Origin of the sequence: uncultured Nostoc sp. (genome assembly GCF_964247315.1) — a bacterium.
Lineage (GTDB): Bacteria > Cyanobacteriota > Cyanobacteriia > Cyanobacteriales > Nostocaceae > Nostoc.
On the sequence record NZ_CAXTTT010000102.1, the window covers coordinates 1 to 17,042 of the forward strand.

Annotated in this window: 12 protein-coding genes; 8 read left to right on the forward strand and 4 right to left on the reverse strand. The window is 39.3% G+C overall.

Annotated features, from left to right (window positions below; translation table 11 throughout):
- Positions 1-42 precede the first annotated feature (42 nt).
- Positions 43-816: a hydroxyacylglutathione hydrolase gene (gene gloB, locus ACFE93_RS25610; RefSeq protein ID WP_375477445.1), complete on the reverse strand. Its 774-nt coding sequence runs from the start codon at positions 814-816 to the stop codon at positions 43-45.
- A gap of 421 nt (positions 817-1,237) precedes the next feature.
- Here gloB and ACFE93_RS25615 point away from each other — a divergent pair, with 421 nt between their 5' ends.
- The 8 genes from ACFE93_RS25615 (at position 1,238) to ACFE93_RS25650 (ending at position 10,666) form a co-directional block, all read left to right on the forward strand.
- The gene (locus tag ACFE93_RS25615; RefSeq protein WP_375477447.1) at positions 1,238-2,623 is read left to right on the forward strand and encodes a glycosyltransferase; all 1,386 of its coding nucleotides are present in this window, start codon (positions 1,238-1,240) and stop codon (positions 2,621-2,623) included.
- The gene (locus tag ACFE93_RS25620; protein WP_375477449.1) at positions 2,620-3,792 is read left to right on the forward strand and encodes a glycosyltransferase family 4 protein; all 1,173 of its coding nucleotides are present in this window, start codon (positions 2,620-2,622) and stop codon (positions 3,790-3,792) included. Before ACFE93_RS25615 ends, ACFE93_RS25620 begins: the two co-directional genes overlap by 4 nt.
- A gap of 97 nt (positions 3,793-3,889) precedes the next feature.
- On the forward strand, positions 3,890-6,130 hold the full coding sequence (locus ACFE93_RS25625) for an ATP-binding cassette domain-containing protein (protein WP_375477451.1): 2,241 nt from the start codon (positions 3,890-3,892) through the stop codon (positions 6,128-6,130).
- A gap of 67 nt (positions 6,131-6,197) precedes the next feature.
- The gene (locus tag ACFE93_RS25630) at positions 6,198-6,740 is read left to right on the forward strand and encodes a glycosyltransferase (RefSeq protein WP_375477453.1); all 543 of its coding nucleotides are present in this window, start codon (positions 6,198-6,200) and stop codon (positions 6,738-6,740) included.
- Between the two features lie 43 nt (positions 6,741-6,783).
- Positions 6,784-7,743 (forward strand): glycosyltransferase family 10 domain-containing protein, encoded by a 960-nt coding sequence (locus tag ACFE93_RS25635; protein ID WP_375477455.1) that lies wholly within the window; start codon positions 6,784-6,786, stop codon positions 7,741-7,743.
- Positions 7,744-7,746: 3 nt separating this feature from the next.
- Positions 7,747-8,727 (forward strand): Npun_R2821/Npun_R2822 family protein, encoded by a 981-nt coding sequence (locus tag ACFE93_RS25640; RefSeq protein ID WP_375477457.1) that lies wholly within the window; start codon positions 7,747-7,749, stop codon positions 8,725-8,727.
- A 3-nt stretch (positions 8,728-8,730) separates the two neighbouring features.
- Positions 8,731-9,621 (forward strand): Npun_R2821/Npun_R2822 family protein, encoded by an 891-nt coding sequence (locus ACFE93_RS25645; protein WP_375477459.1) that lies wholly within the window; start codon positions 8,731-8,733, stop codon positions 9,619-9,621.
- Between the two features lie 16 nt (positions 9,622-9,637).
- A complete protein-coding gene (locus ACFE93_RS25650; protein WP_375477461.1) occupies positions 9,638-10,666 on the forward strand; it encodes an Npun_R2821/Npun_R2822 family protein in 1,029 nt (342 codons plus the stop codon).
- Positions 10,667-10,723: 57 nt separating this feature from the next.
- Here ACFE93_RS25650 and ACFE93_RS25655 read toward each other — a convergent pair whose 3' ends face one another.
- The 3 genes from ACFE93_RS25655 to ACFE93_RS25665 form a co-directional block, all read right to left on the reverse strand.
- Positions 10,724-11,098, reverse strand: coding sequence for a hypothetical protein (locus ACFE93_RS25655; protein WP_104906063.1), 375 nt, complete (start codon positions 11,096-11,098; stop codon positions 10,724-10,726).
- Positions 11,099-11,127: 29 nt separating this feature from the next.
- Positions 11,128-12,852 carry an ABC1 kinase family protein gene (locus tag ACFE93_RS25660; RefSeq protein WP_375477463.1) on the reverse strand — a complete coding sequence of 575 codons (1,725 nt, stop codon included), beginning with the start codon at positions 12,850-12,852 and terminating at the stop codon, positions 11,128-11,130.
- Between the two features lie 500 nt (positions 12,853-13,352).
- The gene (locus ACFE93_RS25665; RefSeq protein WP_375477465.1) at positions 13,353-15,995 is read right to left on the reverse strand and encodes a M1 family aminopeptidase; all 2,643 of its coding nucleotides are present in this window, start codon (positions 15,993-15,995) and stop codon (positions 13,353-13,355) included.
- Between the last annotated feature and the right edge of the window lie 1,047 nt (positions 15,996-17,042).

Sequence of the window (17,042 nt, forward strand, 5' to 3'; positions counted from 1 at the left end):
CCCATGTCCAATCCCCAAACCCCAACCCCCAATAACCAAAAACTAAAAGTTATTTTTCATTTCTCGCATCCGCGCAAAAGTTTGCACTCCATTGCTACCTTTAACAGTTGATTGTAATGATGGCTGATCCCAACGTAAAAAGGGATTGGTTCGCTTTTCCATTCCCAGCAGCGAGGGGATAGTAGCTTCTCCTCGACTACGATCGTTTTTCACTTCATTGAAGCGTTTTTGTAAGTCGGCATTGTCGCCATCCACAGTTAGGGCAAATTGCAGATTTCCTAAAGTGTATTCGTGGGCACACCAGATACGCGTATCATCTGGTAAAGAGCGCAATTTGGTTAAAGAGTCTACCATTTGAGTTGGTGTTCCTTCAAACAAGCGACCGCAACCGCCAGAAAATAAGGTATCGCCGCAAAATAAATCGCCTGTCTCACCAGATTTTTCAGGGGGAAAGTAGTAAGCGATATGAGCGCGGGTATGTCCGGGAACAAAAATAACTTCAGCTATGCGGCCAGCAAACTGGACGCGATCGCCTTGTTGCAAAAACACCTGCTGTCCGGGAATTCGCCCGCGATCTTCGACGCCACCGTAGACTGTTAGTTGGGGGAAGTGTTCTATTAATTGCAGATTGCCGCCTACATGGTCATTGTGGTGGTGTGTGTTGAAAATCGCTACCAACTCAGCTTTTAACTGTGCAAGTTGCTTTAGTACTGGTTCAGCCTCTGCTGGATCGACAACAGCAGCAATTTGTTGCTGGCGATCTACTAGCAAAAATATGTAATTATCTGAGAGTGCCTCAAGCCTGATTACTTGCATTACTTAATATCTCCCTTTCCAGTAAATACTTTGGAATCTATCAGCAATCTTAAATATCTCAATGAGAAAAGGTGAGAAAGTCCATAAGTACTATGATAGTATATATCCGTAATAATACTTAAAAATATGTTAAGTAACTATAAATTATGATCTGGGCATATCAGTAAAATTTCTCTGGGAGGAAGTGTAAAAGCTAAGTTAGATTTATTCTGTTATTTTTGCCCGAAATTGTCTTATTTACTCAAAAACCCAAAATCAGTAATCGAAAAACTTTTATTTGTACATACTTACTAATTAGTACAAAATTTTATAGATTCACTTCGGGTTATTTATAAAAGATAGATGTTAATAATGAAAAATAGAACAATCAATTATGGTAAAAAAAAATGAGCTTTCCAATTTTTTCTTTGCAGGTTCATAGATGAAGCTAATCCATACAACTAGCTGGTATTTTCCAGATTCATCAGGTGGTGTTGAAGTATACTTACATTCACTACTGCATGGCTTACAAGTACGTGGACTCGAAAGTATTGTTGCTGCTCCTCAACAAGGTACAGAAGAAGATACTTACGAATACAATGGCATCTCAGTTTATCGTTATCCTGTTTTTCCTAACCCCAGTAAGATACAGGTACACAAACAGCTACCCCACGGAGGCTTTAAAACTTTTGCTAATTGGCTAGAAAACAATCGAGCCGATGTATACCATCAACATTCATGGCGATTTGACTGCGGTTTACATCATCTTGCTCTCGCCCGCCAATTAGGGATGGCTACTGTTGTCACCGTCCACATGCCTGAGCCTATATGTCTGCGTGGTACGATGATGCGCTGGGATAAAGAACCTTGCGATGGGCTGATTGACTCTGTTAATTGTAGTCAATGTTTGGGAGTACCAAAGCAAGTAGCACCTTGGATGCTCAAGGCTTTAAGCCGAGTTCCCTTAGATGTTGGGGTAGCAGCAGAAACAAAATTACTTACCTCTAAAAGTTTTAAGCTACACCTACTTGGTAAAACTCTTGGCATTCCTACTCTAGTGTCTCAACATAGACGCAATTTGATGCAACTTGCAAAACTAGCCGATCGCATTGTTGTAACGAGTAATTGGCAATACAATGCTTTTGTTGCAAACAACGTTCCTCCCGAAAAACTTACTGTTTGTCGGCAAGGTGTTGCTAATACTTTCAAACGCGAAGTAACACCAAACAAACTACAAAATACATTAAAAATCGGCTTTTTGGGTCGCTGGCAAGAAACTAAAGGGGTACAAGTTTTAGTAGAAGCAGTACATAGTCTACCAAATGATGTATCTGTTGAGTTAATTATTCATGCTACTCATCCGGGAAAATACGGTGCTGCCAATCGTGAAAAAGTTATGGCGATCGCTGCTCGCGATCGCCGGATTCGGATTGCTGAACCACTTTCACGCGAAGCAGTACCAGAGGCATTAGCAGGTTTCGATATCCTAGCAATACCGTCGCAGTGGTTAGAAACTGGACCGATAGTTGCTTTAGAAGCACAAGCTATGGGTATTCCCGTACTCGGTTCAAATTTAGGAGGAATTGCTGAGTTAGTCCGTCACGGCACCGATGGTTGGTTAGTTCCAGCCAAAGATGTCCAAGCATGGGCTGAAGCGATCGCCATTTTAGCCAAAGACGCCGATTTACTAGCTAAATTACGTCAAGGTATCCAGCTAGTACGTACAATGGATACTGTTGCTTCAGAGATGCTGACACTTTACCATGAAATCTTAAAAATTCCTCAAAAAACTTTGTATATTGATGGACTGACACCTAATTTATTATGAATAAACCAAATAAAAAATTAAAGGTTTCAATCCTCACGCCTAACTTTTCTAAAGGTGGAATTGACAGAGCATATTTGCTAAGTCAAATTTTTAAAAAATTAAATTATGAAGTAGAAGTATTAGGATTTTTATTTGGAAAAAATATTTATCCAGAGCCACCATCCGATCTAGCCATTTTCTGTCTACCAGGCTGCGATTATCCACAATTGTTCGGTTCTGTCAGGCAAATTTTAAATAAGATAGATGGAGATATTATCTGCGCTGTTAAACCAAAACCTACAAGCTATGGTGTCGCTTTAATTAACAAAATCCGCAGCCATAGACCAGTGATTTTAGATATTGATGATTGGGAATTAAGTTGGTATGGCGGCGATGAGTGGCAGTATCGCCCTAATTTGAAACAGCTAGCTAGAGAACTTCTAAAAAAAGAAGGTGCTTTAAGGAATCCAGATCATCCACTTTATTTAAAGTGGATGGAGTCATTGATTGATCGTGCCGACGCTATTACAGCAGATACTCAATTCTTGCTGAATCGTTTTGGTGGTATTTATATACCTAATGGCAAAGATACTTGCTTGTTTGATCCCCAAAAGTACGATCCGCAAATCAGTCGCCAAAAATATGGTTTAGCTGAATACCGCGTTCTCATGTTCCCTGGTGCGCCTCGACCGCACAAGGGTCTAGAGGATGTTTTAATAGCACTTGACCAGTTACAAGAATCCGACTTCAGGCTAGTGATTGTTGGTGGTAATCCTTACGATAACTATGATGAACAGTTAATTGAGCGCTGGGGACAGTGGATTATTATGCTGCCTCAAACGTCAATAGAACAAATGCCGGAAGTCGTAGCTGCGGCCCATATTATAGTAGTTCCTCAACGAGATACATCTGTGGCAAGGGCGCAATTTCCGATTAAACTCATGGATGGTATGGCAATGGCAAAGCCAGTTTTAGCGACACGAGTAGGAGATATTCCCGAAATTTTAAATGAAGTTGGTTATTTAGTCGATCCAGCTTCTCCAGAACAAATTGTAGAACAAATTAAATTAATATTTCAAGATTTAGAAACAGCTAACGAAGTAGGTAAAAAAGCGAGAAATAGATGTTTAGAAAAATATAGTGTAGAGAAAATGGCATCTACTATGGAGTCAGTAATTGCCCATTTATAACCAATAAATTGATATTCAGTAACTAAAACAATTAATTAAAGCATTAATTAATTTATGAATTATGTTAATACTAAGTAAATCATGATGATAAAAACCAATGTCTAAAGGTCAACTAATCCTAAGATTTGCCAAACCCTATCCAGGTTTAATCATCCTAACGATGCTGTTGGGATTTTCTGGTGCTTTATTTAATGGTGTCGGTGTGACTTTGATTGTGCCAGTAATTTTGAGAATTGTCGGACAACCAGTAGATTTAACTGGTTTTCCTCCGATTCTCAAAGCTGTGATGTTTCCATTTGATAATCTTCCCGAAAATTCTCGCAATTTGGGAATGGCTGGAACAATTATATTTATAATTTTATTAAAAAACTTATCTAGTTATTTTAGTATTTTAACATCGAGTGTTTTCACTCGCAAATTAAATGCGGATATTCGCGAAGCTAGCTTAGAGTTATTGCTAGATATTGATATAGATTATTATTCAAAAACGAAAGTAGGCGATATTATTAATCGCCTTGGTTCGGAAACTGCCCGCACTTCTAGTGCTATCGGTAGTATAATAAATTTAATTATTTTAATAATTACAATTTTAGTTTTCGTTGGTTTATTATTAGCAATTTCTTGGCAGCTAACAATCGCAGCAACAATTCTATTGGGTTTTATAACATTAATCAATCAATACACAATTAGTAGAGCGAAAAAATTTGGTCAACAACTATCAGAAATGTCTACATCTTATTCCATCAGTGTTTTAGAAACATTGAATGGAATTCGTTTGGTAAAGTCAACTGCCAATGAAGACAGAGAATATCAAAAAATTACCAAATTAATCCGCGATCGCGAAAAAGCAGATTTTGAATCTCAGGTAAACTCACAAGCGATCGGGCCGATAAGTGAGGTGATGGGAGTTATAGCCTTACTTATGATTGTATTCTTAAGTAAAACTTTCTTTGCCAACCAGATTTCTTTCATTTCAACGGTACTACTGACATATTTATTAGTATTACTGCGACTGCTGCCTTTGGTATCTCAGTTAAATAGTCTTCGTAGTAGCTTTGCCAATAGTGCTACTAGCGTAGAAATAGTGAGTGAGTTTTTAAGTCGCGATCGCAAGCCGTTTATGAAAAACGGTAATGCGATCTACACAAACTTAAAAGAAGGAATACGCTTTAATTTACTTTCCTTTGCCTACCCCAGTCATGAAAAGTTAGTACTCAAAGATGTAAATTTATTTTTACCCCGTGGTACAACTCTCGCTTTGGTAGGTGGTTCTGGTGCTGGTAAGTCCACCTTGGCAGACCTCTTACCCAGATTTTACGATCCGACATCTGGTAGTATCTCTATCGATGGCACAGACCTGCGTGATTTTGATATCAAATCTCTCAGAACCAACATGGGAATTGTCAGTCAAGATACATTTCTCTTTAATGACTCGGTGCGAAATAACATTGCTTATGGAAGACCTGAAGCTACTGAAGATGAAATTATCTCAGCAGCCAAACGAGCAAATGCTTATGAATTTATTGATAAATTATCTCAAGGATTCGACAGCCAAATTGGCGATCGCGGCGTCATGTTGTCTGGTGGACAAAGGCAAAGATTAGCGATCGCTCGCGCCCTCCTGCAAAATCCAGAAATTTTGATTTTAGATGAAGCCACCAGCGCTTTAGATACCGTTTCCGAACGTTTAGTACAAGCTGCACTCGACGACTTAAGTCGCGATCGCACAACCCTGGTAATTGCTCACCGCCTTTCCACAGTCCAAAAAGCCGATCAAATTGCCGTATTAGATCAAGGACAGGTGGTAGAAGTAGGAACCCATGAAACACTTTTACAAAAAGGTGGTTACTACTCACGCCTCTACTCAATGCAATTTGCCGCTCAGACTGAAATTTCCACCAAAACTAATCCCAGCTTTGACCGTATTTCTCACGAGCTGCGTACAAGGCTTAACTCAATGATTGGTTTCCTCGGACTATTAGTTGACGATCTAGTAGACAATTCTCAAGAGCGCCAGGAATTAATTGACCAATCATATAACTCAGCCTTAAGAGTTCTCAACGCCATCGATCTCTTCAGCGATGTGGTTAACCTGAAAATTAACTGGCAGTTCTCGTCAGATATAAACCAAAATCAAGATAAAAATAATCAGTATCAAAACTTTAGCCATATTTCGGATGAGTTTCGCACGCGTCTCTATCCTCTAATTAGCTCTCTGCGCTTACTAGCCGATAAATTAGAATCTGAACCCCAAAAACAAAATCTATTAATAGCAGAATCTTATCAATCTGCTATTTACCTATTAGATATATTAAAAATTTTTGAAAATCAAGTTTAATTTTAGTTAATCTCAGGAACAAAAGTACTCATACTACAATTTTAAAAAACCTATTATCCCCAAAAAAATGATAAATTCTTCAAAGAAAAATCAATATATTTTTTATACCGGAGAGCTATCATTCAAGCCGGACACAGCACACGAAATTCATGATGTTCTTTGTGCTAACGCAGCAGCTAACTTACAAATAATCAAAGATAAAAATGTAGAAAACGTTAAATTTTTAGGCTGGATACTTCCACGGGAGCGATTAGTCAGCTTGTTTCAAGCAGCTGATATTTTGGCTCATCCTGACTGCGCTGGAAAATCAGCAGATTTCACGAATCCAGTTAAGTTTTTTCAGTACATGGCTGCTGGCACTCCTATCGTTGCAACTGAGATTCCACCTTTAATGGAATTCAAAACATTACCTTTGATTGCCAGTTGGTGTACACCAGATAACCCGCATAAACTTGCCCAATCTATTCAACATACGTTAGAAACTTATCCCAGAAAAATAGAAGGTTATGCAGCTAGTATAGATTTTTCCCAGCAATCTTCTTGGGAGAATAGAATTACTAAAATATTAAGCTACGTAGAAGAAAATCTACGTCCATCAATTTTAGGGTAACGGTACAAAAATTAATTGAAAAATAACTGAATAAATACGATTTATGACTATTAAAACTGTTGGGATGATTAGCAGCTATTCAGGCCTTGCTAAAAACAAAGATTGGTTATGGCAACAAACTCCGCACTACTTTGGTGTTTGGAATAAAATCCAAATGTTGAAAATGGCGGAAAAACCAGACTTTCTGTTGCTCTATCAATTTGATTTTCCTCAAGCATTGCCGCAAAAATCTTGGTTAGATAGTTTTCGCAAACAGCAGCAAAAACCAGTAGTAAATGTTGAATCTCTATTGCGTGGTGTTAACAAAGAGCGGATTATTTATTTGCTCAGAGAACCGCCTTTAGATGAGGTTGTAAAAATAACTAATTATAATTATCAAGAAGCCCAGAAGTATTGCGGCTACGTTTCTGGCCCCGATGATTTTGCTCCCATTCCTGACTATATGCCTGCTATTTGGTATCATTCAAATTCATTCCAAGATTTAAATGAAATGCCACCGCCTCCAAAAGTTGCTTCATGTAGTTGGATTACTTCGGGAATTAGCCGCACAGTCAATCATCGCCAGCGTTTAGATTTTTTACAATCTTTGCAATCTAGTGGCATGAAATTTGATTTGTATGGGCGTAACTTACCAGAATGGGCGAACAGTTCGGGAGAACTAACTAATAAATGGTATGGCATGGCACCATACTATTACAATCTGGCAATTGAAAACTATGCTGATAATAATTGGTATGTGAGTGAGAAACTTTGGGATAGTTTACTTGCTTGGTGTTTACCAATTTACTATGGTGGCCCGGCTGCTGATAAATTATTGCCACCGGGTAGTTTTTTGCGCTTGCCTAGTTTAGATGAAAAAGGCATTGCCTACATCCAAGAAGTGACAGCTACACCTGATGCTTGGTATGCTGCCAAAGATGCGATCGCAGAAGCACGTCAAATCATTTTACACAAATTAAACCTGCTTAACTGGTTATCAAACTTTGTCGATCAACACTCATAAATTATGAATGGTATTTGTACCCTTGGCAATGATTATGTTTTCGATCAACTGGTGGCTTTACTCAACAGTATTGATGTTATCTTAGGCCCAGAAACTCCTGTTTGTATCTATCCTTTCGACGATCGCACACAACGAATTGTTGACGAAATAGCTAAACGTCCGAATGTATTTCTTTACGATGACCAAGAATCAATCAACCGCTGGGATCAATTTATGCTTGCAGCAGCCCCAGAACGATTGAATCGGAGTAAATCCCGTCTTTATGGTGCTCACCGTCGTTTTTGCGCTTTTGATGGGCCATTCGAGAAGTTTATCTATTTAGATGCAGACACCTTGGTGATGAAATCACTTGCAGGAGTGTTTGAAAAGCTAGATAGTTATGATTTTGTGGTCTACGATTTCCAATTTAAAGACGTTAGTAAAATATATAATATTGATTCTCCCAAATTACTAAAAGTTTTTGAGCAAAAACGCATTGATTCTGAAATATTTTGCTCAGGCTTTTATGGCGCAAAACAAGGACTATTTGACTCGAAAAAAAGAGATTGGCTAATATCACATTTACAAAATGGGGAGTCAGAAATTTTGTATGGTGGTGCTGGCGAACAACCATTAATCAACTACATGGTAATGAGGTCTAATCTTTCTATTTATAACTTTGCTTGCCAACTACCAGATAATGAAAAAACAGGATGTTCTGCTAGCTCTAAACACTTCGAGGAACGAGAAAATATTCTTTATGATCGCGGTAATCAACTAACTTATCTCCATTATATTGGGATTCCTCCTAATATTAATCAAGCAGTCTGTGCGGGAGAAAATATTCAGTTTCCCTATCGAGATTTATTTCTCTATTATCGTTACTTACACGAACCAGAAAAGCGTCCAGTATTTAACAATCCTCCTAAGAATTATAATGACGCTCCAGTACCAAATTTACTTACAAGAGCTTTGCGAAAATTTAAGTTAATTAACCAAGGATAATTTATGAGCCGGGGCATTTATATAGTTGCCAATGACCGCGTTATCGATAATGCTATTGCTCTCCTCAATAGCATTCGTTACTACGATCCAGAAGTTACCGTTTATCTCATACCTTTTAATGACAATTACTATAAGGTAGCAGAACAGCTTGCTACCTTACATAACGTCCAAATTTTCCCAGATTTAGAACTTATTGATACCTTTACCAAACGCATCGGAGAAATTTTTGACCGAGATTTCCTCGCCTTACCCAACAAAATGCGAAAACTGGTGGCGTGGTTTGGGCCTTTAGATGAATTTATTTATATTGATACGGATATTGTCGTTTTTGAAAAAATTGCCGACAATTTAGACAAACTGTCAGAAGTCGATTTCTTCTGCTGTGATTACCATCATGCTAATGACAAGCTGCGAAATATTTTTTCCCCATTTGTGAAAGAGCAGCAAATTTTTTCCGATGCCCAACTTCAAGATGTTTTCAACAGTGGTTTTTGGGCTTCGAGAAAAGGAATTATTACTGAACAACAAATGGATGAGGCTTTACGCGAGTGTGCAGCAAATCGCGAATATTTCGATTTTTCTGAAGGAGTTACAGACCAACCAATTTTAAATTATCTTGTTCTCAAACTAATTTCTAAACGTGGAAATCTCGTTAAAATTCCTGGGGGAGGGCCTGGTAGTTGGGCAGGTTCGCAAAATTTTCAACAGCAAGATTACGCCCTATATGACCGAGGACAACGACTAAAATATCTCCACTGGGCTGGTACGCGGATGAAAACTGGTAGTCCCTATTGGCAATTGTGGGAACACTATCGCTATCTTCATGAGGGTAAATTTGCCTTCATTCCTAAACTGACTCGCCGTTTATTTCCCTTTGTTTCTGCCCGTACTTAATATTAGGAGTATCCCAATGATAGATGGTATTTACACCTTAGCGAATGATGTTGTCTACGATCAACTAGTTGCTTTGCTCAACAGCATAGAAGCTAATGCTGGTAGAAAAATTCCTGTTTGTGTAATTCCATATAATGACCAGCTAGAGAAAGTAAAAGCAGAAATTGCATCTAGAGATAATGTTACTTTATTTGAAAATTCTGATTCCATAGCCTACTGGGAAGAATTTGGCTCTCGTATCTGGAAAGCTCACCCAAGGGCGTTAAAGCTATGGCGAGAATATGGTTTGCCAGAGAATTTTCGCATAGAAAGACATCGAAAACTTTGCTGTCTAGATGGACCATTTGACAAGTTTATCTTCTTTGATGGAGATACCTTATTGATGAAATCACTCGATGATGTTTATCAAAAGTTGGATGAATATGATTGGATTACGAATGACTTTCAATATAAATCCGATTTGAATTATATTTTCAACTGGACAGAAGATAAGCTAGCAGAGATTTTTTCTATAGAAGATATTAGGAATCAAATTTTCTGTTCTGGTTGGTTTGCTTCTAAAAAAGGTGTTTTTAACGATGCTAATTTAGCAAATTTACTAGCAAAGTTAGAAGCAGGTGAAGCTGATGCACTCGCATGGGCAGATTCCGATCAAACAGTTCTCAACTATTTAGTTTTACGTAGTGGAATTTCTTACTACAATTACGCCTATCACGGTAAAGCTACTGGTTGCCATTGGACTTCTAAATTTGATGTTGTAGATAATATTCTTTACGACCAAGGGCAGAAATTGACATATTTACACTATATGAGTGTATCTTCCTCAGCTTTTACGAGGCTTTGTGGGGGTGAAGATGTTGATATTGCTTACCGCGATGTTTTCTTATATTATCGTTATTTAAAATCACCTGAAAAACGTCCTCAAAGCTTTAAGCGCCCAAGCAAGCTAACACTTCTGCAAAAGTCCACTAGTAGCTTTATTCAACAAAAAATAAACAATATTAAGCTGAAATACCGAAATTTCAAGCATAAAATTGCTCAATAGACATTCAAGAGAGTTTCAGACTCTCTTGAATTTAAATTATTAATTTCCTACTCTTTCTTAAGAAAAAGAATCTAAATCTAAAGATTGCATACCTTCGCGTTCTATAAAGGTCATCATACTTCCCAGCTGCAACCAAACTAGCAAACAAGTAAACAGACTAATTGGTAGACCGACTCCTAAAGCCAAGGATGAGGGAAAGCCAAATATCTCTAAACCTGAAGACATAAATAGACAAGTACCGCCTGTTATGCCGATAAATGGTACAAGTAATTGTTTGAGTGAGGAACGTGGCTGAGTATTTTCTGCTCGTTCGCTTGGCCAGTTCTGCACAATTACTTTCAAAGTGCCAGATAATGCCAAACCAGATGTTAATGCAGTCAAAAAGCCAACAAGTAAAAGAAAATAAGGCGGTTGCAGAGGAAAATAGTACATGAAAACTCCTAATTTCTATTAAAAATTTTTTACTTTTTATTTGTTGACTGGTTCTCAGCAAAAGACCCAAGTAATGTCGCTTTTGGCAGAATAGCGGCTGCACCTTCTCTGGATAATTCTGTTAAAATCCCGATCGCTACATTTAATAAACGATCCGGTTTTAAATCATCTTTAACCAAATTCCACAAGCGTTGCACATCTTCGGTGTGCAGGCGGTCATCTTCGGTGAGAGCAAGCACCAACTGTCGCCGCAGAAACTTGCCTTCTTCCGACATTAAGTATTGGAACCCCATCTGCGCTGTGGGCAATACATCAAAGTTGTTATCGGTACGAGCGATCGCAATCAAATTTTCTAACCGCTGCCACTGAAATTTACCATCTTTGAACAACACATTCAATAATCGTCGCCGTAATGCCGGCGATTCCCCTGTAAGCAACCGCCGCGCTATATAGGGATAACCCACTTCAACAATTTTGAAATTCGGGTTGAGGCTAAGGGCAATACCTTCTTGAGTAACTAGGGAACGAATAATCAAGGCAAACTTTGCCGGAACTCGGAAAGGATATTCGTACATCAGTTCCGAAAACTCATCGGTAATAGTTTTGAAGTTAAAATCCTTGACATTTTTACCAATAGCGTTTCCTAGCACCGCTTCTAATGCTGGCACTATCGGGCAAATATTCGTATCTGGAGTCAGAAACCCTAATTTTACAAAGTCTTCAGCTAAGTCGGTATAGTCTTTATTCACCAAATGCACTAGCGCATCTACCAGTGTTTCTTTGGTGCTTTCTTCTAACTGATCCATCATGCCGAAGTCAATATAAGCCATACGACCATCGGGCACAGCAAACAAATTGCCAGGATGAGGGTCAGCATGGAAGAAGCCATATTCTAAAAGCTGTTGCAATCCTGATGTCACGCCAATTTGGATGATCGCTTCTGGGTCTAAACCCGCTGCACGGATGCGTTGAGTATCCGTCAGCTTAAAGCCGTCAATCCATTCCAGGGTTAAAACGTGGGTATTAGTATAACGCCAGTAAATACCTGGAACTTTTACTTGTAGGTCGTTGTGAAAGTTGCTAGCAAATTTTTCGGCGTTGCGACCTTCATTAATATAGTCAATTTCTTCAAATAATTTTATGCCAAACTCATCAACAATTAAAGTTAGGTCGTGACCGAGATTTAAAGGCAACCAAGGAGCTAGCCAACCTGCTGCCCAACGCATTAGGTATAGGTCGCGTGTGATTACTGGATGTAAGTTGGGGCGTTGCACCTTTACTGCCACTTCTTCGCCGCTGACCAGACGACCCCGGTATACTTGACCCAAGCTAGCAGCAGCGACTGGGTTAGGTGACAGTTCGCTAAAGCTTTCGCTAATCGGACGGTCTAGTTCAGTTTCGATAATCTGGTAAGCGATCGCATTATCGAAAGGTGGTAACTGGTCTTGTAACTTTATCAGTTCTTCTAAGAAATCTTTGCGTATCAGGTCAGGCCTGGTGGAGAGGGCTTGACCAACTTTAATAAAAGTCGGGCCGAGGCGAGTGAGCATCTCTCGCAACTGGATAGCTCGTTTACCCTTGTTCTGCTCAACTCGATCTTGCCACTCGTCCCACTTCAGACTGAATATAAATCCTGCAAAGGAGGAGATAATTCTCAGCAGTCGCCCCCAGGCTAGCCAGGGACGGTAACTATAGTAGCGAGCGATCGCATCTGGATTATAGAGTTTTAGTTGAGCAGGTTGATACTGACCCACGCCTTTTTTTGCCTCTTCAACTGAAAAATTTACAATGATTGTTTTTCTCCTGACCCACAAGTTAGTTGCAAGTTCAGGATAGCGGTAGTCTTTTATCTAAAACAACTAGAACTCTACCCTTTGGGGATAGTGTTCGAGGCAATTTTAGCCTATATTACTGCCTAGATTTATTTATCTTTTTCTTAATTATACTTTATAAAACTACAACTACTTATCCAACTTTTAGATGATTTTATCTTTTCTTAACTTTAATTTATATAAATATAAATATGTACCTATATATGCAAATTGAAACTCAGTGACCGCTTACAATATAAAGATCCCCGAATTCTCTTAAAAGTCGGGGCTCTTGGTACTATGTTTATTTATACCTGTGATTTAAGTGGAAAATAAAATATTTTATGTCTCCACAATAAAATTACAGTATCAACTAAAACCTTGGTAATTGTTAATAGCTTTGCCACAATTACCAATTACCTGCTTTTAATTGTCATGTAGTGCTATTTAGATTTGGCCTCCAAGTTTTCTAAACGGCTTCTCAATTCCTGGTTTTGTTGTTTGAGTTGGTCGAAATCTTCACGCAGTTGACGCAGGGTTTTTTCTGAACCAATATTCTTTTGCACCTTGGAAATTTCTTCTTCAGCATAGCGACGTACACGCCCATCGGCTGTTTGTTCAGCTAGCGATCGCAAAATTCCTACAGCTTTAGGTGTTTCCATTTGTCCTAATGCTGCGGCTACGGCTACTTGAGTCAAAAAGAAGGTTTCTTTGGCTAATTCTGTTAATTTTTCTAAAATCCGTTCCAAATTAGCCGGACTTTGACCTACAGAAATCTTTCCTAAAGCGCGAATTGTGGTTAAACGTAGTGGTTGTGGTACACCGAGTTTGGTGTATTCGATTAGCAGATTTAAAGCTGCTTCCGAAGTTGTGAATTCAGCTAAACCAGCAACTGCCCCACTCCGCACCACTTCATTCCAACCTGCCTTGTCTTCTAAAACGGATTTCAGCAGCTTTAATACTTTGTCTTCCTTGGGTTTTTCTTCCGAGTTTGCCGATGCGTAGGCGAAGCCCCTCGCAGAGATTGCCCCGATAACACGAGAAGCTGCTGCTTCCACGTAATAGCTGGGATCGCCTTTTTGCACTAACCCTCTGACAGCTTTATAGCTTTCAGCAGTTTTGAATTGAGTAAGTGCTTCCACTACAGCTCGTCGCACATAAGCATTTTTATCTTTTAACCCAGCAATTAAGCCATCAAAGGCTTGATCTAAATTGATTTGGGCTAGTTGTTTCGCTACTTCCACACGCACACCCCACAATGGGTCATTTTTTAGCGATGTAGACAATGCAATGATAGCTTCTAACCCACCTTTTTTCATCAAAGCTGCTGCTGCGTAACTACGCGAAATCGGGTCGGGATCGAATTCTAACTGTGCTTTTAACTCCGCGATTGGATATTCCAAAGCTACTGTTTTTAGGTAATTATTTCCAACATCAAAGCTAATAAATTGGGGCTTATTTTCTAGGGGAAAATAGAAGCTTTGTTCGCGTTCGTTCACCCGGACGGTGAAAGTTTTGAGTGCTGAGAATGAAGTGCTGAGTTTTCCATTACTCCTGACTTCTTCCTGCTGGGTATAGCCAAAACCAATAGGTATTTTTAAATCAAACAAATCCTTACTGCCATTTGTACCTTCAGCAGCTTGGGTTTGAGTTACTGTAATTTTTGCTAAATTAGCATCTCCATCCCAAGAGTAAGCTACTTTAAAATCGGGATGACCACCACGATAAACGTATTGGTCAAAGAGGAACAAAAGATTACGTCCGGTTGCCTTTTCAATCGCCCTAAGTAAGTCTACTGTTTCTACGGTTTTATGAGCATTATCTTGGACAAATGTTTGAATTGCCTGCCAAAACAACTCATCTCCCAATTGGGCGCGAATCATGTGATAGACACAAGATCCTTTTTCGTAGATGTGGCGATCATAAAGTTCAATAGCTTCTCGGTAAACGTGCGTTACCATTGGACGGCGATAACGGCTGCTATCTTCACTTAAGTAACGACGAGCTTCCAATAAACGATAGTAAGCTGCTTCTTCTAGACTATATTCCTGTTCTGTCCACATCACCTCAGAGTAAGAAGCCATCCCTTCTTTAATCCAAGCATGAGACCAATGCTTAATCACCACCAAATCGCCAAACCACTGGTGCGCGAGTTCGTGAACCACTAAAGCTTCAGTGTTGCGGTTATCTAAGGCAGCGCGTTCATCCAGTAAACATCTGTCTGTTAACAGTGTTGTGGAGGTGTTTTCCATACCGCCAAAGATGAAGTCATCAACGCAAACTTGGGCGTATTTCGGAAAAGGATATGGATAACCATACTTTTGGCTCAAAAATTCGATCATGCGGGGAGTTTTTTCCATGCTGCGTTTAGCATCTTTCTCCCGTCCCTTTTCTACGTAGTAGGTAACTGGTTTACCATTCCACTCATCCTGAATTTCGGCAAAGTCACCTATTGCCAAAGTCATTAAATAGGTAGGATGAACTTGTTGCTGTGACCAATGGTAGATTTTGTAATCACCATCTTCTGTGGTGTCAATTAATTCGCCATTGGAAATCGCCACGAGAGGGTTGGGAACGCGGACGCGAATTTCCGAAGTAGACAATTGTCCTGGATAGTCAAAGCAGGGGAACCAAAAGCGAGAGTCTTCGTCTTCGCCTTGAGTCCAAACTTGAGTAGGCTTGTTTGGGTAGTGCTTATCTGGTTGAATAAAATAAATACCGCGTTGCGGTTTTGTTACTGAGTAAGCGATCGCAATCAGCAAGCGTTGACCAATCTGGGTTGCCTGAGAAAGTTCGATGGAAAGCTGTTCCCCGTCATAGTCAAAATTTTGTGGCACTTCGTCCACCTGCACAGACTCGATATTTAGGTTGACAGCATCCAAAGTCAAACGATCAATACTATTACGGATTGGCAAGAGGCTAATGCTACAACTGCCCTGATAGCTTTGCTTAGGAATATCCAAGCTGAGATCGAGGAAAATATGCTCTACCTGTCCGGGGCGATCGGGGTTGTAGTGTGGTCTTGCCCCCGGTAGCTCAAAAGGTTTGTGTCCGTTATTATCTGTATCAAAATAAGACTGCGACATTGATGCTTACTGACCTTGTAATCCTGAAAAGTCTGGCTTGGTTGGATGTAGTTAAGAAAAATAGCGGTGTTTGATGTATTTCCCAAATCAACAGGGCATTATGGAGGTGAAAACTCCTCTTTGGGATTGGGGGATTAAAGTTAATCTCACCCGAATTTTCGAAGATCGGCTACCGATCCTTGGGTTTTTCCATATCCCTGCCGCATTTACTTTTTCTGATGTTTTGCACTTTTTTGGCATTGAGTCAAGAGTCTCTTGCACCTCGATAGATTCTCATTAAGTACAAATACTCCTAATTATTTTTATAACTTTAGGATAGCTTGCTGCTGAACACGTTCTTTTGTTTAAGATGAACAACATATCATTTGCAAATTCGCTCCTCATCTGGTTGAAGTATTTTTGAGAGTAATTTTAGACCGCTAATTTGTAAGATTACTAATTTTATCAGTAAATACCAACTGGAGTTGAAACTAAATGCAGGATACCAGTTGTGTGAGAGTACAATAACCGATTTCTGTCTCCGTAAAAACTCCCATACTGGCGAGTGACCGTAAAAGTTGATCGCAGGTTACGCTTGTAGATTGATGTTGCACTTCCCAAATCCTCTTAACTCCTTTAAAAAATCGGCGATCGCTAGCTTGTTTGCTGTATAAATGGATTGCGAGATCCAAGTGCTATAGCAATCCTAAATCATTCCTAAACAATGAGATTCCCAACTTATTAGAGAAGTCAGGAATCTTAGCCTTGCAATTTTTACAAATCAGATAGGATTGCTATCCATTTCATTTGCAAAAACACCATTTGTAGCGAAAAATCACTTTTAAGTTGGATGTTTGCTGATTGAGATATGACATTTAACTGAGAATTTTTCTGATTAAGCTCCGATTAATGATGCATGTCAAAAGCGACAATTTTCAGCAAGCAGGAGGTAGATGTGCAGCTTGTCAATGAGCGTGCTGCTAAATCCTTTTGTCATGGGTTAGTCTAGCGATGGATTAGCGGAAATTATTATAAATCCGAAAACTCTATAGTGACACTTGTATAAAT